Source organism: Brevibacillus halotolerans (genome assembly GCF_026891775.1).
Taxonomy (GTDB): domain Bacteria; phylum Bacillota; class Bacilli; order Brevibacillales; family Brevibacillaceae; genus Brevibacillus_B; species Brevibacillus_B halotolerans.
This window is the reverse complement of sequence record NZ_JAPTNK010000011.1, coordinates 175993-198647: the sequence shown is the minus strand read 5'-3', so window position 1 is coordinate 198647 and position 22655 is coordinate 175993. Positions and strand designations below refer to the sequence as shown.

At 42.5% G+C, this 22655-nt stretch carries 24 protein-coding genes and 1 pseudogene; 6 read left to right on the top strand and 19 right to left on the bottom strand.

Annotated elements, in window-relative coordinates; all coding sequences use genetic code 11:
- Both O0550_RS15480 and O0550_RS15475 read left to right on the top strand, forming a co-directional pair.
- On the top strand, positions 1-749 hold a 749-nt coding region (locus O0550_RS15480; protein ID WP_258426760.1), incomplete at its 5' end, for a collagen-like protein.
- A gap of 440 nt (positions 750-1189) precedes the next feature.
- A pseudogene (locus tag O0550_RS15475) lies at positions 1190-1596 on the top strand (CatB-related O-acetyltransferase); the annotation flags it as partial.
- Between the two features lie 322 nt (positions 1597-1918).
- Here the strand turns inward: O0550_RS15475 and O0550_RS15470 are convergent.
- From O0550_RS15470 to O0550_RS15450, 5 genes are all read right to left on the bottom strand, one after another.
- Positions 1919-2779, bottom strand: coding sequence for a spore coat protein (locus tag O0550_RS15470; protein WP_258426759.1), 861 nt, complete (start codon positions 2777-2779; stop codon positions 1919-1921).
- A 95-nt stretch (positions 2780-2874) separates the two neighbouring features.
- Positions 2875-3264, bottom strand: coding sequence for a kinase-associated lipoprotein KapB (gene kapB, locus O0550_RS15465; RefSeq protein WP_003338654.1), 390 nt, complete (start codon positions 3262-3264; stop codon positions 2875-2877).
- 30 nt (positions 3265-3294) lie between these two features.
- Positions 3295-3435, bottom strand: coding sequence for a hypothetical protein (locus O0550_RS15460; RefSeq protein WP_003338653.1), 141 nt, complete (start codon positions 3433-3435; stop codon positions 3295-3297).
- 143 nt (positions 3436-3578) lie between these two features.
- Positions 3579-3821 (bottom strand): hypothetical protein, encoded by a 243-nt coding sequence (locus tag O0550_RS15455; protein WP_003338652.1) that lies wholly within the window; start codon positions 3819-3821, stop codon positions 3579-3581.
- Positions 3822-4197: 376 nt separating this feature from the next.
- Complete coding sequence (locus tag O0550_RS15450) at positions 4198-4461, bottom strand: hypothetical protein (RefSeq protein WP_031414643.1); 264 nt, start codon at positions 4459-4461, stop codon at positions 4198-4200.
- Between the two features lie 290 nt (positions 4462-4751).
- Between O0550_RS15450 and O0550_RS15445 the strand changes: the two genes are divergently transcribed.
- Entirely contained in the window at positions 4752-5360 is a 609-nt protein-coding gene (locus O0550_RS15445; RefSeq protein ID WP_003341569.1) for a nitroreductase family protein, read from the top strand.
- A gap of 99 nt (positions 5361-5459) precedes the next feature.
- Here O0550_RS15445 and O0550_RS15440 read toward each other — a convergent pair whose 3' ends face one another.
- The 7 genes from O0550_RS15440 to O0550_RS15410 form a co-directional block, all read right to left on the bottom strand.
- Positions 5460-6884, bottom strand: coding sequence for a hypothetical protein (locus O0550_RS15440; protein ID WP_181749533.1), 1425 nt, complete (start codon positions 6882-6884; stop codon positions 5460-5462).
- A gap of 67 nt (positions 6885-6951) precedes the next feature.
- Positions 6952-7917, bottom strand: coding sequence for a DMT family transporter (locus O0550_RS15435; protein WP_258426758.1), 966 nt, complete (start codon positions 7915-7917; stop codon positions 6952-6954).
- Between the two features lie 168 nt (positions 7918-8085).
- Positions 8086-9156: a YheC/YheD family endospore coat-associated protein gene (locus tag O0550_RS15430; RefSeq protein ID WP_258426757.1), complete on the bottom strand. Its 1071-nt coding sequence runs from the start codon at positions 9154-9156 to the stop codon at positions 8086-8088.
- A gap of 110 nt (positions 9157-9266) precedes the next feature.
- A complete protein-coding gene (locus tag O0550_RS15425; protein ID WP_003338647.1) occupies positions 9267-10178 on the bottom strand; it encodes an RluA family pseudouridine synthase in 912 nt (303 codons plus the stop codon).
- Positions 10175-10915 (bottom strand): glycerophosphodiester phosphodiesterase, encoded by a 741-nt coding sequence (locus O0550_RS15420; protein WP_003341580.1) that lies wholly within the window; start codon positions 10913-10915, stop codon positions 10175-10177. The genes O0550_RS15425 and O0550_RS15420 overlap by 4 nt, the downstream gene beginning before the upstream one ends.
- Before the next feature lie 129 nt (positions 10916-11044).
- Positions 11045-11428, bottom strand: a complete 384-nt coding sequence (locus tag O0550_RS15415) for a thioredoxin family protein (protein ID WP_255253159.1) — start codon at positions 11426-11428, stop codon at positions 11045-11047.
- 19 nt (positions 11429-11447) lie between these two features.
- A complete protein-coding gene (locus O0550_RS15410) occupies positions 11448-12350 on the bottom strand; it encodes a LysR family transcriptional regulator (RefSeq protein WP_258419580.1) in 903 nt (300 codons plus the stop codon).
- Between the two features lie 153 nt (positions 12351-12503).
- On the opposite strand from O0550_RS15410, the gene leuC reads away from it, so the two are divergent.
- From leuC to O0550_RS15395, 3 genes are all read left to right on the top strand, one after another.
- Positions 12504-13922, top strand: coding sequence for a 3-isopropylmalate dehydratase large subunit (gene leuC / locus O0550_RS15405; RefSeq protein WP_258426756.1), 1419 nt, complete (start codon positions 12504-12506; stop codon positions 13920-13922).
- A gap of 132 nt (positions 13923-14054) precedes the next feature.
- Positions 14055-14648, top strand: coding sequence for a 3-isopropylmalate dehydratase small subunit (gene leuD / locus O0550_RS15400; protein ID WP_003341590.1), 594 nt, complete (start codon positions 14055-14057; stop codon positions 14646-14648).
- Positions 14649-15087: 439 nt separating this feature from the next.
- Entirely contained in the window at positions 15088-15429 is a 342-nt protein-coding gene (locus O0550_RS15395; protein ID WP_050816497.1) for a beta/gamma crystallin domain-containing protein, read from the top strand.
- Positions 15430-15752: 323 nt separating this feature from the next.
- Here O0550_RS15395 and O0550_RS15390 read toward each other — a convergent pair whose 3' ends face one another.
- The 7 genes from O0550_RS15390 to O0550_RS15360 form a co-directional block, all read right to left on the bottom strand.
- Positions 15753-16682, bottom strand: a complete 930-nt coding sequence (locus tag O0550_RS15390; protein ID WP_003341594.1) for an MBL fold metallo-hydrolase — start codon at positions 16680-16682, stop codon at positions 15753-15755.
- Positions 16683-16755: 73 nt separating this feature from the next.
- Positions 16756-17457 carry a DsbA family oxidoreductase gene (locus O0550_RS15385; protein WP_258426762.1) on the bottom strand — a complete coding sequence of 234 codons (702 nt, stop codon included), beginning with the start codon at positions 17455-17457 and terminating at the stop codon, positions 16756-16758.
- Between the two features lie 55 nt (positions 17458-17512).
- A complete protein-coding gene (locus O0550_RS15380; protein ID WP_258426755.1) occupies positions 17513-17950 on the bottom strand; it encodes an Rrf2 family transcriptional regulator in 438 nt (145 codons plus the stop codon).
- 382 nt (positions 17951-18332) lie between these two features.
- Complete coding sequence (locus O0550_RS15375; RefSeq protein ID WP_258426754.1) at positions 18333-19994, bottom strand: AMP-binding protein; 1662 nt, start codon at positions 19992-19994, stop codon at positions 18333-18335.
- 152 nt (positions 19995-20146) lie between these two features.
- On the bottom strand, positions 20147-20626 hold the full coding sequence (locus O0550_RS15370) for a hypothetical protein (RefSeq protein ID WP_003338635.1): 480 nt from the start codon (positions 20624-20626) through the stop codon (positions 20147-20149).
- 167 nt (positions 20627-20793) lie between these two features.
- The gene (locus tag O0550_RS15365; protein ID WP_258426753.1) at positions 20794-21807 is read right to left on the bottom strand and encodes a zinc-binding dehydrogenase; all 1014 of its coding nucleotides are present in this window, start codon (positions 21805-21807) and stop codon (positions 20794-20796) included.
- Positions 21808-21850: 43 nt separating this feature from the next.
- Complete coding sequence (locus O0550_RS15360; protein WP_258426752.1) at positions 21851-22546, bottom strand: 4'-phosphopantetheinyl transferase family protein; 696 nt, start codon at positions 22544-22546, stop codon at positions 21851-21853.
- Positions 22547-22655 lie beyond the last annotated feature (109 nt).

Genomic DNA, 22655 nt, shown 5'->3' with positions numbered 1-22655 from the left:
GACCTACCGGAGACACTGGCGCTACTGGACCTACCGGAGACACTGGCGCTACTGGACCTACCGGAGACACTGGCGCTACTGGACCTACCGGAGACACTGGTGCTACTGGACCTACCGGAGACACTGGCGCTACTGGACCTACCGGAGACACTGGACCGACTGGACCGACTGGCGACACCGGACCAACTGGACCTACCGGAGACATTGGACCAACTGGACCGACTGGCGACATCGGACCAACTGGACCGACTGGTGACACCGGGCCAACTGGACCGACTGGACCTACCGGCGATACTGGACCGACTGGACCAGCTGGAGTGTTCTCTCCTTCTTACGGTTTCTTCGAATTAAGCAAGACTATGTTAATATCTTCAAATGAAGCCATACCTTTTGATATTACTGGTCCATCTCATGGAGGAATTTCACAATCTGATGCAACCACTATCAGCGTTACTCAGGGAGGAGACTATTCCATTTGCTTCCTTGTAACAGTGAATCCAATCAGCGCATTGCAACCAGATTATATCGAAGTTGGCTTGACTATTAATAACAAAGAAATTCCTGGTTTCAAAACTTCCACAGTAACTGCAAATACTGACTCTACAGGTACTATCCAAATCTCAAGAGAAGCTATTGTGACAATACCGTCTAACTCCACTCTGCAACTGAGAAATTTACTGAATAATGCTTTCACTATCAATAGCAGCAGTGTAAGTGGAGTCATAATAAAAATTATTAAATTAAACTAAAAATCTAAAAAAGAAAGGCGATGAATATCGCCTTTCTTTTTTAGTAAAACTAAAAGTTCTATGTATCTATATCTTGCGTTATGAATCCTAAGCATCTTGATTCCCCCTCTGCACTATTCCTTTCAATTTGTTCAAGAATCCATTTCTTTACAAGAACATTCTGCTCCAATATAGTAGAGAACATGTAATTCGAAAGGGTGAACAAAAGTCCAATGATCAACTAATCCTATTTTTAATGAAAATTTTCGTATCATACGAAACACTTTCTAGATAGGATTAGTGCGGGCTTTTTTAATTTTTAGATGAAATAATTCTGCCTTTATCAGGTGGATTATTTCTGTTCATGATTAGCCAACCTCCTCCTATCCATAAAGTGGATTAGGAGTTTTTTTGCTGTATAAAATTTAGACATTTTCATTCTAATCCAAAAGGAGTAAATCATTATGAATGGGGCTAATCGTAAGATGGAGGGCTTTTCTACCTATCCCTTCAACATTTTCGGGCATGGATAGGAAAAGTTTACACCAGCTATCGAAGAGAACTTCCATGTAAAGGAGACACCGTGGTTGGAAACGATGTTTGGATAGGTATGAATGCTTGTATCATGCCAGGAGTGAAAATTGGAGACGGTGCAATTATTGCCGCCAAATCAGTTGTAACCAAAGACGTTCAACCTTATACGATTGTAGGTGGGAATCCCTCCAAGGAGCTGAAGAAGCGATTTTCAGACGACATCATTGCAGCTCTGCTCAATGTGGCATGGTGGGAATGGGACATTGAAAAAATTTCAAATCACATTGATATCATTATGAATGGAGATCGAACGGCATTGCTACATATGAAATAAGCCGCACAAATACACCTTCATAAAATGCAAAAACGCTAATCCCTTCTTTGATAAGATTAGCGTTTTTTCTCATTTCCATTTTTTAATGTAGTAAACCATTGCCCCAAAGAGAACCAGAGCAACTATTCCAAAAAGTATTGCATCTATGACAGCCCGAGACATTAAAAACTCTCCTTTTATATAAACACTCCCCTATTATAGTACAAAACATGTAACATGAACATTGCCAAACTTTCGATGATACCCGAGTTCGCAAAAACATCCCGAGTAAAAGCCCCTGTTAAAAAAGGAGGTAGCTTTTATCGGGATGTACTGTCCTTCGTTATTCCGTTGTGTGCGGAGCCTGTCCCACATGATTACTAAAGATATTAGCAGCGGATGGTTGTTGCTCCCCATGAGGAATAGTATGATCTAGCGTTTGAGCATGCATAGCTTGATTTCCTATTCCACTTGCTACATTTTGATTGCTGTGCTGCACATCAACACTTCCTGACGTCCCAGAATAATTAGCATACGTATGCTGAGGTAAAATCGATGCGCTTTGTTGATTCATGTGTTGGACTTGTGAGACAAGTTGTGGAGATGGCTTAACTGGTTGATTCATAAGAGGAGAATGTAGACCAAATGATTGGTTCATAGTGGGCTGATATGTATTAATCATGGTCTGCGTGGTTACTTCCTTCAAAGTAGCCACTTGATAATAGCCTCTCTGGTTCATGTACTGCCACACTTCATATGCCATATCTGCACAATTAACAGCAGCTTGTGATAATGCCCGTCGCAACGTTGGGTCTGCACACTCCAATGTCGCCGTCATTTTAATAGTCGCCGCAGATTTGTGTAATCCCAACATGCAACTAGCAATATCGCGATCATCTATTTCCTGTGGAGAAGTAGAAGGAGCTAACGGAGCAGGTTGACGCAAACCATATGTAGGTTGTGAATATCCCAAAATTTTCAAATGACGCTCTTGGATGGGTTTCTGATAATTTGTCTGTTGCAAAATAGAAATGAGCATGTTGTAGGATTGCAAATGAAATTGCAGTTGATTTTCCAATATACTCATTAATTGCGGATCTTTCACATACGAACGATACATTTGCATATTGTTGCCAGTGTTAATCATGCCATCTAAGACTTCATGTAAATCTAGCACCTCATGTGCACCTAATCCTGCTGCCATACACGAAAACCCCCTTGGTTTGATAGAAATCAGAGTTATATCCCTAATTAGGATTCCCTGTTTTTCCGTGTTTTATGACCAAAGAGGGTTGCCTTTTATGAAAAATATTCCTCACGAAGCTGAGTTAATTGATGTAGCGCAAGGTTAGCATACTCATCGCCGCGCTCACGCAATTGCTCTTCTAGCTTTTGCAATGCCTGCTGTAAAGAGTCGGGATAGGATGGCACACCTTCTCCTGAATAGGGTTGCAAAACGGCTGTAGGAACATATACCTTTTCAAGAAAAGCCATTGCTTTGCGCTGATGAAACAAAGGTACATTCGTTTCGTATAAATTATGTAAATCACCTTGTGTAGGGTGTGTGAGCACTGCTAATGTTTTGACTAACGCTTTACTTGGCGTCAGTTCTATAATCTCACTAATATATTCGCCTGTTCGATGTCTTACTGTAACGATATCACCTAGCTGTAGAGATCGTTCTGACATATTACTACACCTGCTTTCTTCGTTTGTATCCTAGCGGAGAAACATAAACCAGCCAATAATAAACACACAAATGACCATTAACCCAATAAAAGTAATAATGACAACCTTAGCTTCCTTATTTACTCTAGGCTCTGTATGATTTTGTGGTTGTTGATCCTGGTTTTGTGACATGTGTATTTCCCTCCGTCATCATTTTATAGCTGATGCTCCTATTGTAGCAGATGCAGATAGGATACGAACAGATGACAACTTTTTATGTAAAAAATCATATCTATTATTATGAAAAAGGAACCCCATCTGGGGCGATGAGGTTCCTAGGAAGCGTATTCTTTTACTCGTAAAAGTTTTATCTTAAAGTCAATATAAGAAATTAATTTTTGTAAGGTTTCTACTTCCGATTCGGTGGCTTGCAGAAGTTTAAGAGTGTCTGCGCAATGAGCGTCTCCCTTTGTCATGATAAGTTGCGAGAGAGATTTTTCACTTTGTTCTAAATAATGTACATATCTTTGTTTATCTTCATGTAGCTCCTCTAGCATTTCAAGTAAATCTTTTGACATATAGGTTACCTCCTCTTGCTTCCAGTTCCGATTTTGAATTCTTATCTATAGGATAGAGTGAAACAGTCGCTTGTACAAGTTAATTTATTTGCACATTTTCTACAAGAATAGACAAGCGTTTATTTTTATGCATGAAAGAAGGGCTGCTATTGTTTACTCTCACAAAACATTGTGAAGCAAAGAATAACAACCCTTACTAGTGTTCGGTTCTCTCATTTACATAAAGCTTACTCTCTCTTAACGTATCTCCTATTTGTTTAGTCATCCTACAAATACATAAATCAAGCTAAGATACATTTGATGTGCTTTTTGTGGGCTTTTGTCGACTTTTTTTCACTATGTTCAACTGAAAGCAAGTAAAACTGTCTATGTTATTTTAACTAAGAACGAAAACACGTTCCTCGTCTGGTTCCATTGTCCCTGTGCGTGGCACTCCAAGCTGTGCTCTCCGTTGTATTTGCAAACGCTCCATACTACGTCGCTTCATCTGAATTTCCCTGTAAAAACTACAATGGGTAGCACAGAACTGATTGTTCCGCTTTTTTTGACCAGGACGGCGATGAAGCAGAGGCAAATTGCAAGACTGACACTGATTTAACATAGCACAGATTTCTAAGCGTGCTGCTTTTAATTCTTGCATACTCTTCCCGCCTTTCTATCGTTATCTTAGCGAGTACATAAAGCAGGAGTATGGAGGAAATGTGGAAATCATGTAGGAAATGGTTTCTTATAATTTTATTATGTAAACAAAAATCAGTAGCCTCTTGATAGATGCGTTACGATAATGGATACCCTAAAAGGCATAACTTTCCCCTTAAACAGTTTTAGAAGTGCCAAAAAGGATTTGCATTGCTATACTTACATCAAGCGATAATAACAGAAAATTCAGCCATACATTTTTTGCTTCAACCAAAAAGGAGGGCAAATCAAATGAAAGATAGTGAAAAATCTACATGGGGACAACTTCATCGCAAAAGTCAGCATACGATTGATCCTATTTATTTAAATCGCTGGTCTCCACGCTCATTTGCGGAAAAGCCTGTCGAACCTGAAAAATTATATCGCATATTTGAAGCGGCACGTTGGGCTCCATCAGGCAGTAATGAACAGCCTTGGCGATATATTTTGGCACGCTCACCAGAAGATCGGGCTACCTTTCTGGAATTTATTATGTCTGGTAATACCGCTTGGTGTGACAAGGCTCCTGTGCTTGCCCTTCTCTTATCTCGCAAGCTTTCCTCACGCAATGAACCGCTTCGCTCTCATTCCTTTGATGCGGGCACATCATGGGGATATTTAGCACTAGAATGTGTTCGTCAGGGTCTGGTCACTCACGCAATGGGTGGCTTCTATCCTGACAAAGCCCGTGAGCTACTGAAGATTCCAGATGAATACGAGATTGAAGTCGTTATCGCTATTGGTTATCAGGGAGAAAAAGAGGCCTTATCAGAAGCCTTTCAAGAACGTGAGATGCCTAATTCTAGACGAGAATTAGACGAAACCATTTTTGAAGGCAGATTTGGAGATCCATTTTCCTAATCATATGAAAATGAAATATATGGAAGATCATCTAGCGAAAAACCACCCGGTACCTCAAAAAGACCAGAGTATCTCTTCACGCCTCTCTGGTCTTTTCTCTCAAAGTAGAAGAACAGCAACGATTGTTGTTGCCCCTAGTCCGATTAAAACTGGGATCAAGTTGCGCCTCGCTAACTCAAACGGACTGACACCACATATCGCTGCCGCTGGGATTAACGCCCAAGGAACTAGAGTACCACCACCAACCCATATGGCTGCAACCTGACCTAAAGCCGTAAGAGTGGCAACACCATCATACATCGAAGAAGCAAAAAGATGGGACACCGACCCAGTCAAACTAATACCAGAGAATCCTGAGCCATCTAAACCAGTTATAATTCCGACTCCCGCAACAGTCGCTGCTGCTACTTCCTTGGTTAACGGAATGGTCTGAGCCAAAGCAACCCCTAGATCATTCACTATTCCCTGAGAATGAACAGGTAAAATTTCACCAAATACCTTGATAAAACCACTATCTCCCATGTAAAAAAAGGCTGCTATTGGAATAACAGGCCCAAACACTTTAAAGCCGAATTGAAACCCTTGGATGAGATACTCTGTAGTCTTTTCCAAGCCCCTTTTTTTGTGCATAGACATAGTGACAAGCAACATAATTGACATGGCTGTGCCACCAACTAAAGCTGTTGCATCCCCTCCCCTTAGATCAAAAAGCCACATAGCTAGAACATCTAAGGCAAACAAGGCGGGAACTAAAATAGAAAAAGCAATACGCACTGGCTTTGAAAGCAAGGGAATATCTGTTGAAGCATCCTCCCTTATTTCCCCTTTTTCCTCCACAAAAGCTTTATTTGGTAACAAGCCTGAATCGGCTTGCAATTTTCCTTTTTTCATATCTCGACGTAATAAAAAAAACGCAACACTTGTTGAAACAAGTCCCATGACCATGATTAAAGGGACGCTTGCACGTATGACATCCTCCACTGCTATCCCAGCAGCTCCTGCAGTAAGGGTGGGTGCGCCTTGAATAATAAAATCACTAGATAATGCTATCCCATGACCAAATAAATTCATCGCTATGGCAACGCCTATTGCTGGTAACCCTATTCGAACAGCAACAGGTAGCACAACAGCACCAATTAAAGCCACTGCTGGTGATGGCCAGAAAAACCATGAGATCACCATCATAAAAACCCCAATGATCCAGTAAGCTGGGCCTGGTGCCTTGATAAAAAACGTCATAGGTGTAATCATTGTTTCATTTACTCCAGAAGCTGATAATACTAGGCTCATGGCAACAATTACGCAAATAATGAGAATGGTAGGTAATAACTCATTCATAGCATAAATGAAGCTATTAAAGATTCCCTCTACTGCCGTATACAAGGAGCCACTTGCCACAAAACCCAATACAGCAATCCCTACTATACTGATAAGACTTGTGTCTCTCCTCAGCACCATTAGCAAAATAATGAGCAGGATAAAAAAAACGTATATCCAATGAAGCCATCCAAACTCAACCTGCATCAGTTCCAACACCCCTCCCCTTTTGTACCATATGCCTAAAGGAGAGGGTGGGTGAATGCACATATCTTTATTTCAGTGGTTTTCCAGCTTTTTCTACATGATCTGTAGCTGATGTTGCGGACCGTTGTTTATTAACAATGATAATGCCGCCAGCTACACAAACCAGAGCAACTAATACCACGAGATGAATGGCTTCTTGTAGCATAACGGAGGAAAGAAGAACTCCAAACACGGGAATCAAAAATAAATACATGGAAACATTCCCTACTTTGTTGTACTTCATGATGTTGTTCCATAATACAAAACCAGCACCTGAAATAAATGCCAAATAGAGCAACATCAGGCTGGTGTCCCAATCAAACTGAAAAGGCATTATCCCTACCTGACTAACTCCAACTGCAAGTAAACCTAATCCCCCTAGTAGCATTTGATACGAGGTCAAATATAGAATATCGAGATGAGCTGCTTCCTGCTTTGATAAAATATTTCCCAACCCACCACAAAACATAGCAGCCAATAAACAAATCTCTCCTATTCCAAATGTGATTGCCATTGAACCTCCACTCGGTAAATTAACAATAATAACACCTAGAAATCCAATCGCTAATCCCACACATTTTCGAATACTTAATGAATCATTTTTATACATAAAATGAGCTAGGATAATCTGAAAAAAGGAAGTAGTTCCTGCAATAATGGAGCCTTGAATCCCTGAACTATAGCTAAGGCCAATATAAAAAAAGATATATTGCAAAAATGTTTGAAAAGCTCCGACCCTTACCAATCGCTTCAAGGAGCCTGTTTGATACGCTAACTGTTTACGAAGCAAAAACATCACCAATAAGATTCCAAGGGCAGCCAGCACAAAACGATAGCCAGCAAAAAGCATTTGTTCAAAGATATCTGACTTTGCGATCTGTAAATGCTCATAGCTTTTTTTAATAAACGGGAAAGAACTTCCCCATAAAAAGGTAGTCACTGTGGCAGCAACAGCAATACCCGCGGGATGTGTAAAGAATTTTTCAGCTTTCATACATTCGTTTCTCCTTCTACTCCTGTCAGCTTTTATAACATGTAGTATTCCTTGTCCATCCTCGAAACGAAAAAAAGCAGGCGGTAGCCGGTCTATTCCTTAGAACTCGGGCGCCTGAATATTTGTATTTCCGTTGTATTCGAGGTAACTCGTGCCACCAAAGCTGTGCTATTGTTGTGAAGCCAAATACTTTGCATATTGAATGGGACGTTCAATCGCTTGCTGGTAGGTTTTCATTTGACCTAATTCCCGGAAAATTTCCCGGCCAGGCTTAGGATTTACCTCGATCAGCCAAATAAGCCCATTTACATCGATGCCAATATCAAGGGCAAGCTCCAGCATCCGGCCAAAATGCCGTTCGACTGTGAGAGCAGTCCGTTTTGCTAATTGATGACACTCTTTTTTAATCATCTGTGCTCTTTCTGCTCCAAATAACGATTCCAAAAACGAAGCTAACTCTTTTGCCTGTCCCCCACCATGCAGATTAGAGGTAGCTGAATGAATTGGGCCAATCCGAACACCCATTCCAGTCACATCCCAGACACCTGTTTGTTCCTTCTGAATGAGTAAACGGACATCAACTGATCTTGCAGGTAGCAGGTCTATGTGCAAGCCTTGCTGTACAATCCATTTATCCTTCCTTTTCCATGTATCCAGCCATTTGGTTGTTTCCATGAGTGTTTTACATGTAGCTTTGATTTTCTTTCGCTGATCATTTCTTCCCAATAGCTCATAATGATTCCCTACACGTTCCACCTTTACGATTCCTCTGCCACCCGTACCATTGACTGGCTTTATATACACAAGAGAATAGCTTCCTAGCAATTTCGCTATTCTCTCTTCTGTATACAAATAGGTTTCCGGTAGCCACTTTACCATAGAAGGCTCTGCGGACAAGACCTGGTGTACCTTCCATTTGTTAGCGAGTCGATTATTTGCATAATGCATGTGATTTCGCTTACGAAAATCTAGATACTTTTTGAAAGCCTGATCAGATCGATAACGATAGCGATCAATCACCACATCCGGCCAAGGAAAGCGTTTAGAAAGCCACCCTTTGTCACCGGACCAAAAAAATCCTTGCACTAGCTTCGCTTTTTCATCTACATCTTGAGGGGAAAACAGGTACAGAATTACTCCCAATCGCTTTGATGCTTGGAATAGCTTTTTAAAATAGCCAGGTTCTGCAAACGTCCGTCCTGATCGCCAGGTTAGCACACCGATGATGGTTTTTTTCATACCATCGCCCTTTCATGTGATCTCTAGGCATTGTATTCATTATACGGACATTCGTTTCCTGGCTTTCGGCTTTTTCTCTAGGGTTTGTTTTAAAAGGACTTTTTATTGCTTTATAATCGGGTCTTAAGCTCTTGTAAATCCTGTGGCAGCTTTGCTGTGACCTCCACATGCTGCTCCCCAAATGGGTGGATAAAATGAAGTTTCGTTGCATGTAATGCTTGTCTATTTTGCAGTGCTTGATTTTTTCTAGCCCCATACAAAATATCCCCGAGCAATGGATAACCCAAATAAGCGAAATGAACACGAATCTGATGAGTCCGTCCTGTTTCAAGACGACAGGATACTTGTGTCGTATCACGATAGCGTTCAATCACATGAAAATGCGTAATAGCTCGGTCACCTTGAGGCGAAACACGTCTTCTCGTTGCATGATGACGATCTTTTCCTATAGGTGCATCTATTTTACCTTGTTCTTCCTGCATGATTCCTTCCACAAAAGCGATGTACTGGCGAGAAATATCTCGTCTTTCCAATCTCTCAGCAAGCATAGCTCCTGCGAGTGGATGTTTCGCATACATCACGAGTCCAGATGTATCTTGATCCAAACGATGAATATGTCGAACCTTGTTCTTTATGTTCTGTTCTTGAAAATAGCCGGCCACCCAATGATCTAATGTCTCATGGTGAGTAGGCTCGGTAGGATGTAAAAGCAAGCCCGCTGGTTTATCAACAATCAAGATATGATCGTCTTCATAGACAATTTGTAAATAACCTTTGACTGGCTCTAATCCCAGTTCCTCTTCCTGACAAACGCGGATCGCAATATGTTGTCCGCTTTCTGTTTTTTGGACTTGGGTTGCTGGTTGACCATTGACCAGAATCTCTTTGTTTTGAAATAAAAGGTGCGCTGTTTTTTTGGGAAATCCCCATCTTTTTCGAAGCAAGTCTCCAAAAGAAAGAGCAGCCTCTTGTTCGCCTAGCGTGCCAAGAAGCCACTCTCCCTCTCTTTTCATTGAAATCATGCCGTACTTCCTTTCTTTGAAAACCATCTATCGGGATGATTGGTGCAGATGTGCACATGCGATCCAAATTCAGCTACCTGTCGCATATGTTCTGGATCATCTATCGTCCAAGCTATGATATGAAATCCCCAATCCCTCGCTTGGTCCGCAATCTCTTGGGTCAGATAAGGATACGCGAGCGATAACACGTCGGCCCCGATATGCTGGGCTTGTTCGTGCAATAAAAGTGGCATTCCATAAATCAACGGTCCCACCTGCAAGCGTGGAGCCAATCTTTTTACGTGATAGACGCTCTGATGTTGAAATGATGTAATGATCACATGCTCTTCCATATCATACTGTTCGATTAAACGGATCACTTTTTCTTCCAGCACCTGCTCCTTGCTTGCCACCATCTGCTTTAGCTCTATATTGAGCCATTTTTTCTCACGATTGGCAATGAGCACTTCTTCCAAGGAAGGAATCGTCTCGCCGACAAATTGCTTGTTGAACCAACCGCCTGCATCGAGAGAACGCAACTCTGCAAACGTATGATCCTTAACCCATCCAGTTCCATTCGTGGTACGTCCCAACGAATAGTCGTGGATAACCACAGGAATTTGGTCCTTTGTCAGTTGAACATCAAATTCAATCCCATCTATGTTTGGGTGTTCAAGTGCCATTCGGATAGACGCCAAAGTATTTTCTGGAGCAACTCCTGACCAACCCCGGTGCGCGATGCATACATTGCTTCGCAAGCTCAACCCTCCTTGAAAGAACTCCAGTTTTCCCTCATTGCTTATAGTTATGAGCATTTTCAGCAAAATCTGCTCAAATTGTTTGCAAAAGCCATAACGTCCTTACCTTTTTGAGAGCGAATTTTTGCTTTAAAGTTCTGCGCTAATTTGCACGGAACGATCTAAAAATTGCTCGATCTCTTCACGACTTTTAGCTAATTTGCTTACAAAACGTATAACTTCCTTGCCATTCTTGAACGTAACAAAGCTAGGGATACCCATGATCTCTAACTGCTGAGACAATTCAGGAAGGTCATCACGGTTAACTGCTATCATATCCAATTGTTCTTTATAAGCTTCCTCTAACTCCGGCATAAACGGGTCGATCCGAAAGCAGTCAGGGCACCAGGTTGTATAAAATTTAACTACAACCGGTTTGGAAGAACGGATGGCTTCTTGGAATGCTTCTTCTGTTTTAATCTCTTTCATGTATGTATCCTTCCTTTCCATGATGTTTTGTTGATAGTGTAACACACCTGCTACTTTTTTGTCTCTACACCAGGTTTAGTGAGTACTGCTTTCCGGCTAAGGCTATCTCTTCGCGTAATGCTAGCATTGGAGCAGATAAATGCTTATCTTTATGGGATGCGACTACTAAGGTTCGATTAGGGCGCGTTGATAGATGCACATAAGCGGGACAGACGTTACCGTTCATTGAACCTGTAATCATATGAGGCGCAAAAGAAACTCCCATGCCTGATGCTACTAAAGCTTGCACCGTCTGAATGTTGGAGCTTTCAAACACTACTTTAGGCATAAAACCAGCCTGCTCGCACAATGTGAGTGAGATGGTACGAAATCCTTGCCCCTCTTTTAACAGAATAAATGGTTCATCTGCCAATGCCTTTAAATCAACTACCGGCTCCTCCGCAAATGGATGCTGAGGTGGCAAGGATAAATATATTTCCTCCTGTAATACCTGCGTTGTTACTATTGCTGGATGTTGTATCGGCATTGTTAGCAAGCTCATATCCAGCTTCCCATTCACCAGCATTTGCTCCAGGTTGCTAGATGTGTCTTCTATTAAAGTAACCTCGATGCGAGGATAGCGTTTCGTAAAGGCTGAAAAAGCTTCCGGCAACACAAAAGCCCCTGTGATCGGAAGGCTACCAACTACGATTCTCCCCGCGTTCCCTTCTGCAAATTGAACCATTTCACGTTCTAATGCATCTGCTTTCACAATGAGCTGAGTGGCTAATTGTAGAAATCGATGGCCCGCATCAGTTAGCTCGACTCGTTGTGGCAACCGCTGAAACAACAGAACACCCCATTCACGTTCTAATTTTGCAATTTGTTGACTAAGTGATGGTTGTGCTAAATGAAGCTTCTCCGCTGCACGAGAAAAGCTTTTTTCTTGAGCTACCATCAACACATATCTTATTTGTCGCAATTCCATCTCTGTCTCCACCACCTATTCATTGCTTCCTTCCATACATATAGGTAATTCCTATTCATTCTATAATCATTATATCTTTGTGCTATTTACTTATCCATGATACAACTAAAAAAAAGCAGGTACGCGATTACAATGTAGAGGAGAGGAAATACGATGAAAGCACGCACACTTTTTGAAAAAATCTGGGATCAGCACGTCATTCACGAAGAACCGGGAAAACCTAGCTTATTATATATCGATTTACATTTAGTACATGAAGTAACCTCCCCACAGGCTTTTGAAGGTTTACGTCTAACTAATCGGAAGGTACGCCGTCCCGATCTTACTTTTGCAACGATGGATCACAATGTGCCCACGAAGAACCGCTATCTTGTAGAAGACCCCATTTCACTAACACAGATGGAGACCTTAACTAATAACTGTCGAGATTTCGAAGTACCCCTTGCAGATTTAGACAGCCCAGATCAAGGAATTGTTCACGTCATTGGACCCGAACTTGGGTTAACTCATCCGGGTAAGACAATTGTTTGTGGAGATAGTCATACCTCTACACATGGCGCTTTTGGTGCTCTTGCTTTTGGCATTGGAACCAGTGAGGTTGAACATGTATTGGCAACACAATGCTTGCAGCAAGCAAAACCAAAAACAATGGAAGTCCATGTCAAAGGGCCCATGCCATTAGGTGTCTCTGCGAAAGATTTAATTTTGGCTATTATCGCGAAATTCGGCACTGACTTTGCCACAGGCTATGTTATTGAATATACAGGGGAAGCTATTCGTCAATTGACAATGGAAGAACGGATGACAGTTTGTAACATGTCCATTGAGGCTGGAGCACGTGCAGGTCTGATCGCTCCGGATAATACTACTTTCGCATACTTAAAAGGTCGCCGGCATGCTCCCCAAGGAGAAGCATTTGACCAAGCTGTTGCTGTATGGAAAGAGTTGGTGACGGATGAAGGTGCCGAATATGATGCTTACATTGAGCTTCATGCAAGCGAGATTGAGCCACAAGTAACCTGGGGAACTAGTCCCGGTATGGGAACCGGCATCACTAGGAATGTCCCTCTTCCTGAAGAATTTATGAGCCAAACCGAACAAAAGGCGGCACGAGATGCCCTTTCTTATATGGGATTAGTTGCAGGTACTCCCATGACCGACATCGCTATTGATCGTGTGTTTATTGGCTCCTGTACAAACGGACGGATTGAAGATTTACGCCGTGCCGCCGCAGTAGCTAAAGGTCGCAAGGTATCCTCCAAGGTTAATGCCATGGTCGTGCCAGGGTCACAAGCAGTCAAGGAACGTGCTGAACAAGAAGGATTACATCAAATCTTCATTGAGGCTGGCTTTGAGTGGCGGGAATCTGGTTGCTCCATGTGTCTTGCGATGAATCCAGATATTTTGTCACCAGGTGAGCGTTGCGCTTCCACCTCTAACCGTAACTTTGAAGGCCGACAAGGGCGTGACGGACGCACACATCTTGTGAGCCCTGAAATGGCGGTTGCCGCCGCGGTCGAAGGTAGATTCGTTGATGTCCGTCAATGGCTAAACACTGCTTCTGTCGTGTGAATAGACGTTAGGATTTCGAAAATTGCAAGTAAACAGCTTATCTTGCAATGGTTGAGTCACTCAAGATGTAACAGGTAATTTTGTTGGAGAAAAGCATAAGCTCATCCCTACATGTAAAAGGAGGCACTATCCATGGAACCATTTGTAAAAGTAACTGGTTTGGCTGCTCCCGTTGATCGGGCCAATATTGATACAGATGCTATTATCCCCAAACAATTTTTAAAGCGTATTGAACGTACAGGCTTTGGTCAATTCTTGTTTTATGAATGGCGCTTTACGATTGATGGCGAGCGAATTGATTCATTTGTCCTCCATCAGCCGCGTTATGAAGGAGCAACGATTCTTCTTGCACGCAATAACTTTGGTTGTGGCTCCTCACGCGAGCATGCACCTTGGGCGTTGTTGGATTTTGGATTTAGAGTAATCATTGCACCGTCCTTTGCAGATATCTTTTATAATAACTGCTTTAAAAATGGAATTTTGCCAATCAAATTAACAGAACAACAGGTAGAGGAATTGTTTACACGTACGGAAGCTACTGAAGGTTATACATTAACTATTGATTTAGAAAATCAAGTAGTAGAGGATGACAGGGGTCTCTCCTATCCTTTCGAGGTAGATCCTTATCGCCGATATTGCTTGTTACATGGTTTGGATGATATTGGAATTACTTTACAACAAGAAGACAAAATTATAGCTTATGAACAAAAAATGCCTGCATGGTAGGTAATAAATAATTGAGACACAGAGAAAAAGGGTTCACCAGCAGGTGGCCCTTTTTTTCATTATGATCAGTCTCTCATCGCAAAACAGCTTCGTTTTTAGCATAAATAGATTTCCTTGACAGCATATGATTGGTTCTCATTTTGCTCTCCTAGCTTTTTTCATATAGAATCCCGCTATTAAAGTTCCTTCCTTATTCTTCGTCTCCGGAGAACCTACTGCTAGTAAATTTCTCAAAATCTATTCATTCGCGAAGGTCTTGTTGAAAAAGAATATATCAGATAAGAGAACTGAGAAAATAGCTGATTTGGCTAACTCTGGCCTCTTAAAAAGCTCCTATTCCCCATCTTTCCTCATATTAAAAAATACCTGTGTCAATGCACAGATATGGCAATTAGGCATACAGTGTATGAATTACAAAAAAAGTATTGGAGAGATGTTCATGTTTTATAATCCGTATGATTATAATCCGCATTTTGATGACCCGTATCATTATGTAGAAGTTCAGCATCGTGTGAATCGTTTTTTTGAACATATAGACGGAAACGGTGCGTCTTTCACTCTCAACTCGGGAGATAGATTGTCATACGTGGGGGATGCTTGGAACGACAGAATTTCGTCTGTACGTGTCGCACCTAAAACGCTTGTTGTTTTATATGAGCATATAAATTTTACAGGTAGAAAAAAGCTGCTTGAAAATTCAAGTAATCGATCCCATCTCTTCAACATTCACGAAGATTTTAATGATATCACTTCTTCTATTAAAACTTTTCGACTCTGCTAAATAAGAGATAAATCTCCTGCACCTGGTCTGACCATATTTCTATGGGCTAAAAGCGATGATGTCAAGATATGAGACGCCTTTCTAAATCGTTGTATCCCTTTATCTAAAAATGTGTTTAGCAAAGCATACGGTATTAATTGAAGACACGTTCGGTATTCAAATACAATTAATGTTTGATGATAGATTACAATAAGAAATTATCGACGTATCCCCGCCGAGAAAACCGTAATCATGAAAACGCCCGGGTCTAAACCCGGGCGCCTTCATAAGCCGCAGACAGTAGTTAACCATCTCCGCATCTAACGGGCGGTTTCGGCGTTATATCATGGCCAAGAACGCTCACCCTTGATCACCTGGGCGCCCATTTCCAGATCACTTATGTTCTTTAAGTCCGGATAGGCCTTCTTCATCGCTGCAATCAGCTCAGCGGAGTTCTTGGCCTGCTTTGCCGCAGCATCAAATTTTGTAATGTAGTCACGGGTGAAGGTGACGGTGGATATATCTTCAGAGCTCTTGTTCATGAAATGGCCCGGGATAACTCGGTCAGGCTTCAGAGCGAGAACTCGGTCTAGAATCTCCCGCCAGTGGTCACGGCTCTCCTGAGTCTGATTGTCTGCCATCCAGACATGCAGGTTCTCATAGACCGGCACACCACCCAGGATGGTCTTTTTCGACGGAACCCAAAGGACTGTGTGAGACGGATCCGAACCGTCGAGACCGATCACCTGCACGGTTTGACCATCAACCGTTAGCTTATCCCCGTCAAGGACATCAGGGACGATCATCGCAGTTGGGGCGTTTTCTTTCATGAGCGGACCCCAGAATTCACTCTTAAGCTTGATAGTTGCCTTGATCCCTTCCACTGTAGCCGGGGTGGCAACGATCTTTACATCAGGAAATGCCTCGCGGATCGTCGACAGGCCGAAATAGAAATCCGGATCCTGGTGGCTGACATAAACTGTAGTCAGCTTCTTACCGGTTTCGCGGATCATCTTAACCAGTTGCGCGGCGTTGCTCTTTTCGAACTGAGCATCGACGAGCAGCACCTCGCTTGGCCCTTCGATCAGGCTAGATGTGACGGAGAAGAGCCCGTTTTCTCCAGGGTTGAACGGCGTGATCTTAAGTTCAGCCGCCGGTTTCTGAGTTCCCTCGCTCGCGGTATTCGTCTTACTCGGCTCACTGGAGCATGCGCTCAGCAATAGCGTGAAACAAAGCAACATAATAACTCCTATTGATGATTTCTTGCTAAACATCGGTAAATCTCCCTCTCTCTAATAATAATAACGGTTATCAAAATCGTAACGTAATGCCGTCAGCACAAGCTGCTCACTCGGATTCACTTCCGGCATCGTCCGACACGTTCAACGACTGCGATTCCTTCCAAGCCGTCTGCAAAGCATTGAGAAACATGTCGGTTGACTGCGCCCCCGATACGACGTATTTGCGGTCGATGACGAAAAACGGCACTCCGCTGACGCCAAGCCGGCTTGCTTCTTCCTCATCCGCGCGCACATCGGCGGAATAATCATCGCCAGCAAGCACCTTGAGCGCTTCATCGCGATCCAATCCGACCTTCACCGCTAATTCCACCAGCGTTTCGTGGTCGCCCAAATGCCGGGAGTCGGTAAAGTATGCCTGAAACAGTTCCTGTGCCATCGGGTTCATTTTACCTTGCTTGATTGCGTACTTCGCCAACCGATGGGCATCGAATGTGTTCGTCAGAATCAAGGTGTCAAATTGGAATGTAAGCCCGACTTCCTTCGCTTTACTGCTAAGATTCTCGTTCATCGCAATCGCTTGATCCCGGCTCATGCCGTACTTGGCGACCAGCATGTCATGTACGTCGTAATCCACGTCCCTCTGTGCTTTCGGATCAAGCTCGAAGCTTCGAAAAACAACCTCAACATCATCTTTGTGCGCAAATTTATCAAGCGCCGCTTCGATCTGTTGTTTGCCGATGTAGCAGAAAGGACAAGCAAAATCGGACCAAACTTCCACTTTCATTCTGGGAACCTCCTTTCCATTTATTTCGAGATTTGTTGTTGTAACCACTTAAGTTACAACAACTCCAAAAAAAATGGGTTCACTTTTTCATGTTCATATGTTCGGCAAGTTCGGAAAGCAACTCATGCATCGTTATGTCAGCCAGAATCGCTTCCATGGCGTTTTGGGCCCGTCTTACGATCAGTTCCAGAATGGCTTGAATGTTCGCACCGACCGGACAGTCGGGATTCGGCTGTTCATGGAGATGAAAGAGCTCCCCTTCCTCCACGACTTCCGCCGCCCGGTAAACATCCAGCAACGTAACTTCTTCCAGCCCTTTAAGTAAAAAAGCACCGCCTTTACCGGCTCGAACGCCCGTCAATCCTGCTTTCTTTAGCTGCCCGAGTATTTTCCGAATGATAACCGGGTTCGTTCCGACGCTACCAGCAATCCATTCCGATGTGCAGTGCACATCCTTGGCTGTAGAAAGTAACGAAAGAATGTGAACCGCTATGGAAAATCTGCTGCTTATTTTCATTACTGACACCCTCTCGATGTAACTATTATAGTTACAACTCACCATGAGTGTCAAGAGGGATTTTGAAATTGTTAATTTTGTAAAAGGAGCTTCGATATATTTCATTGTTTCCGTTCAGATATACTGTTTAACAAAATGGATCAAGAATTTTACTAGCCATCAATACATCCCCATTCCATAAGATGATGTGGAATTTATGCAATGGCTAGAAATTAAATTTTCCTCACAAACTTAAAGCCCTCTGCCACTTTATTTTGACAGAGGGTTCATAGTAGTTACGGCGAACAGATTAAAACAATAAATTTTGCTAGGAAAAACCTCCCCAGGCCAACAGGGATATCACTACCCCTTTTTTATATATAAAGGTATTTCTACCTTCGAACTACTCCCTAGTAGCGGCAGATTGATTCAAGCCAAGGATTTCAATGGCTTGCTCTCTCAGCTTATATTTTTGAATTTTACCAGAGGCAGTCATCGGGTAATCACTTACAATTTGTACATAATATGGAATTTTAAAGCGAGCAATCTTCCCCTGACAGAATTCTTTAAGCTCATTTGATGTCAGGGTTTCGCCCTCCCGCACTTTAACGCATGCCAATACCTGTTCACCATAGTGAGGATCAGGAACACCAATAACCTGTACATCCAACACCTTGAGATGGGTATACAAAAACTCTTCAATCTCACGTGGATAAATATTTTCTCCTCCACGAATGATCATGTCTTTCAGGCGCCCTGTTATGCGATAGTACCCCGATTCATCAACGGTTGCTAAGTCTCCCGTATGGAGCCAGCCCTCAGAATCAATCGCCTGAGCTGTCTGTTCCGGCATTTTATAGTATCCTTTCATAACCTGATAGCCTCGCGTACAAAGTTCACCCTGCTCGCCTCTAGCCACCTCTTCGCCTGTTTCCGGATTCATTAGCTTAATTTCAACCGGATCATGCTTACGACCTACTGTTGACACACGAAGCTCGATGCTATCATCTACTCTAGTCTGAGTTACGACTGGCGATGATTCCGTCTGCCCATATGCAATAGTAATATCACGAATCCCCATTTTATCTACGACATTTTTCATTACTTCTTCTGGGCAAGGCGAACCCGCCATGATACCGGTGCGCAATGAGCTTAGATCATACTGCGCAAACGTGGGGTCATTCAGCTCCGCAATAAACATAGTTGGCACTCCATATAGCGCAGTGCACCTTGTCTTAGAAACCACCTCCAACACAACTTTGGGCTGAAACGTAATGATAGGAACCATCGTTGCTCCCGTTGCTACGCAGGCTAAAGTTCCCATGACACAGCCAAAGCAATGAAAAAATGGTACTGGAATGCAAACGCGATCTTCTTGGTGTAAATTTTGACAACTAGCTACTTGAATTGCATTGTTAATAATATTGTTATGACTAAGCATGACGCCTTTTGGAAATCCTGTCGTACCTGAGGTATATTGCATATTAACTACCGAATCAGGATGAATCGTCTTTTGACAATCAATCTGCTCCGCTTCCGTCACTTGTTCAGCTAGCTCATAGAGGTCCTTAAATAAATACATGCCTGGCTGGCGCTCTTCTCCCAGATAGATTACTCGGCGTAATTGAGGGAGGCGTTCTGCTTGAAGCTCTCCAGGTGTCGCAGTTTGTAGTTCTGGGCAAATTTCATGCAACATGTCGACATAGGAAACACCCTTAAACTGATCAATTAATAGTAAGGTAGTAGCATCCGATTGATGCAGCAAATATTCGAGCTCATGTGTACGGTAGTTTGTATTAACGGTCACGAGCACACCACCTATTTTAGCTGTGGCAAACTGAGTTAATATCCACTCTGGAACATTATTAGCCCAAATTGCTATATGTTCGCCTGGCTGGATACCTAAGGCCATAAATCCCCGAGCTAATTGATTGCACACCAACTGAAACTCCCGATATGTATACGTAAGTTCACGCTCATGATAAATAATGGCTTCCTTGTCAGGAAACATGTCTGCTGTCTCATCTAATAAATCACCCATCGTAATAGAACGTAGATCAGCCATTTTTTCGACCTCCTAGCCGTATTAATCAGAACATTCCATCAAACCATATATTTTCCTGCTTCCTGCTATATACCATCATATCTGTTAATGGTCATTTTATATAGCAAAAAGTCCCCGATAAGGTATCAACCATCGAGGCACTTCTTTCCCATCTATTTGATTTGCAGTATTTTTACTGTTTCTACCTTGTAAGATAGATGATTCGGGTAAGCTAATTCTATTTTCAATTCGTGCTCCCCTTTTGGCATATTTTTAATAGTAAATTGGGGCTGATAAATCTTCTGAATCATTCTTCCATCCACATAGAGATGTGCATGTCCCTTCCCATGCATGGACTCCAATTTTTGTTCTGCGTTGGACTGCTCTTCTGTAAAGGTAAAGCCTGTGGTGATGAGATTAACAGCTATCTCATTATTCTCTACCTGTACATCCATAGCTACCTGAGGCCTTTCGGAGGCAAACGGGTTGTCTGCTACTTTTGCTGTTGTCTCCATGCTTTCCCGATCAAATTGGAACAGGGTTGCGACATGTAATGGATCTTTCCATATTACCAGTACGATGGCAAGTACTAAGCCAACCCCTACAGCAGAGCCATATAGCAACTTGCGCAAACTAATTACAAATACTTTCATTCGTAACTCTCCCTTTCCGCCCTATTTGTACATGCATACGCGAGAATGAAGAGAGTTAGAAGTAAATCTTGTAGAAAACTGCTACAAGCATATGAGGCTTATATATTTCATCAAATCTTACCTGAGGAATTCCTTCCTTTTTCCTTCGATTATGAAGCGTATTATTCCTAAAGATCCATCCCTGCATCTCTTCTACGCAATACGATTTTGCCAAATTGTTCCGAATCCTGTAGTCGTTGTAGGGCAGTTACACCTTGCTCTAGCTCAAAGACATGATCTATGATCGGGCGGATTTGATGTTGTTCCATAAAGCCTAGCATCTCAATAAATTCTTCCTTACTCCCCAGTGTAGTTCCTAGAATATTACACTGGCTGTAAAAAAAGCTTCTTAGATTAAATTCTATGATATCACCGGTAGTAGCACCAAATGTAACGCACGTCCCCCCGGGGCGCAGTTGATGCAAAGATTGCTGAAATGTAGCAGGACCCACACTATCAAACACGACGTCAACCTTCTCGCCCTGTAAGGCCTCGTTCCAATCGGTTGCTGTATCAATCGCAACGTCAGCACCTAGTTGCAGAGCCCTTTCTTGTTTCGCTTTGCTCCGGGAAGTAACAATGACACGACATTCCAAGGCTTTACTCATTTGAAGTAAAAAGGTAGCTACCCCACTCCCAATTCCAGGAATCAACACCGTATTTCCCTTTTTGACCTGTCCTTTTGTACATATGGCGCGATAAGCGGTAAGAGCTGCTACAGAGAGTACTCCAGCTTCTTCCCATGTTAGATAGGTAGGCTTTTTCACGAGTAGCGAAGCAGGAACCACAATATACTGAGCATGGGTCCCATCGAAGGAAGTCCCTAAAATCTCGAACGAGGCAGGAGGAGCATCGCTTTTGGTTAACCAGTTCACGCCTGCATGCAAAATTACCGCGTCACCGACATGCCATCCCTCTACTTCACTACCTATTTCTTCAATTTCTCCAGCACCATCAGCACCCAGAACGAGCGGAGCGTCTTGTTCGCTTCTCCACATGATCGTGAGTAAATCCCGACGGTTTAAACCAGATGCCTTCAACCGAACTAGCACCTCATCAGCAGCCAATATCCGTTTAGCTCGTTCTCCTATTGTTACTCCTTTTAAGCCTGCTTGACCGTGATGTAGCAATGCTTGATACATAGTTCCTTCCTCCTTTTCGCTACAAATAACATTCTCATTAGATTTAGGAGACAAAATATTGAATCAATTCGTCTACTCGAATCATTTTTACCTCTTCTGCAAATTGATTACTAGCACTGCATACAGACAACGGATATCCTTTCGCTAGCTGATATTGTTTAAAAAACCAATTCATCTGTGACGGTATCTCTTCACTAAAATCAATGGTACCATTCTCATTTTTTCTAATGGAAAAAGAGGAAAGAGGAATGGATAGCCCCTTGCCAACTGCCTTGATGTAGCTCTCCTTCAATGTCCAAAGGTCATAAAAATACGACAGTTGTTCTTCTCCTTCTGATTTTACTACTAAATCCGTGTACTCTTGCTTTGAAAAGTAATGCTTAGCAATTTCCATCTCTATGGGCTTTTGCTGTTCTACATCAATTCCTACAGGTTCAATTCCTGTACCGCACACTACCCATTCACCAGAGTGAGACAAGTTTACATTGCAATTGGTATATGGCAGGTAGGGTTTACCATACTCATTGTACTCAAATTGAATCTCCTCTTTAGAAATTAAGTGATGTGTAAGCAAAATATAGCGAACGAGTAAATCAGCCAGCAATCCCCTATAGGCATCCTCACGTCTGTGAAATCGAAGGATTTTTTCGCGTTTTTCTTGGGATACATGATCTAATAAACGTGTATATGTATCCTTCTCTAGTTCTGCTGGTATATGTAGAGCAAATACGTTTGTCATGTAATTCCCCTCTCCCTTTTCCATATTTTAGAGGATATCTACAAACAAATCTACCATGTCATCTGAAATCTTTAGATCTGCTCGAAATAAATAGAAGGGCTTCTCATCA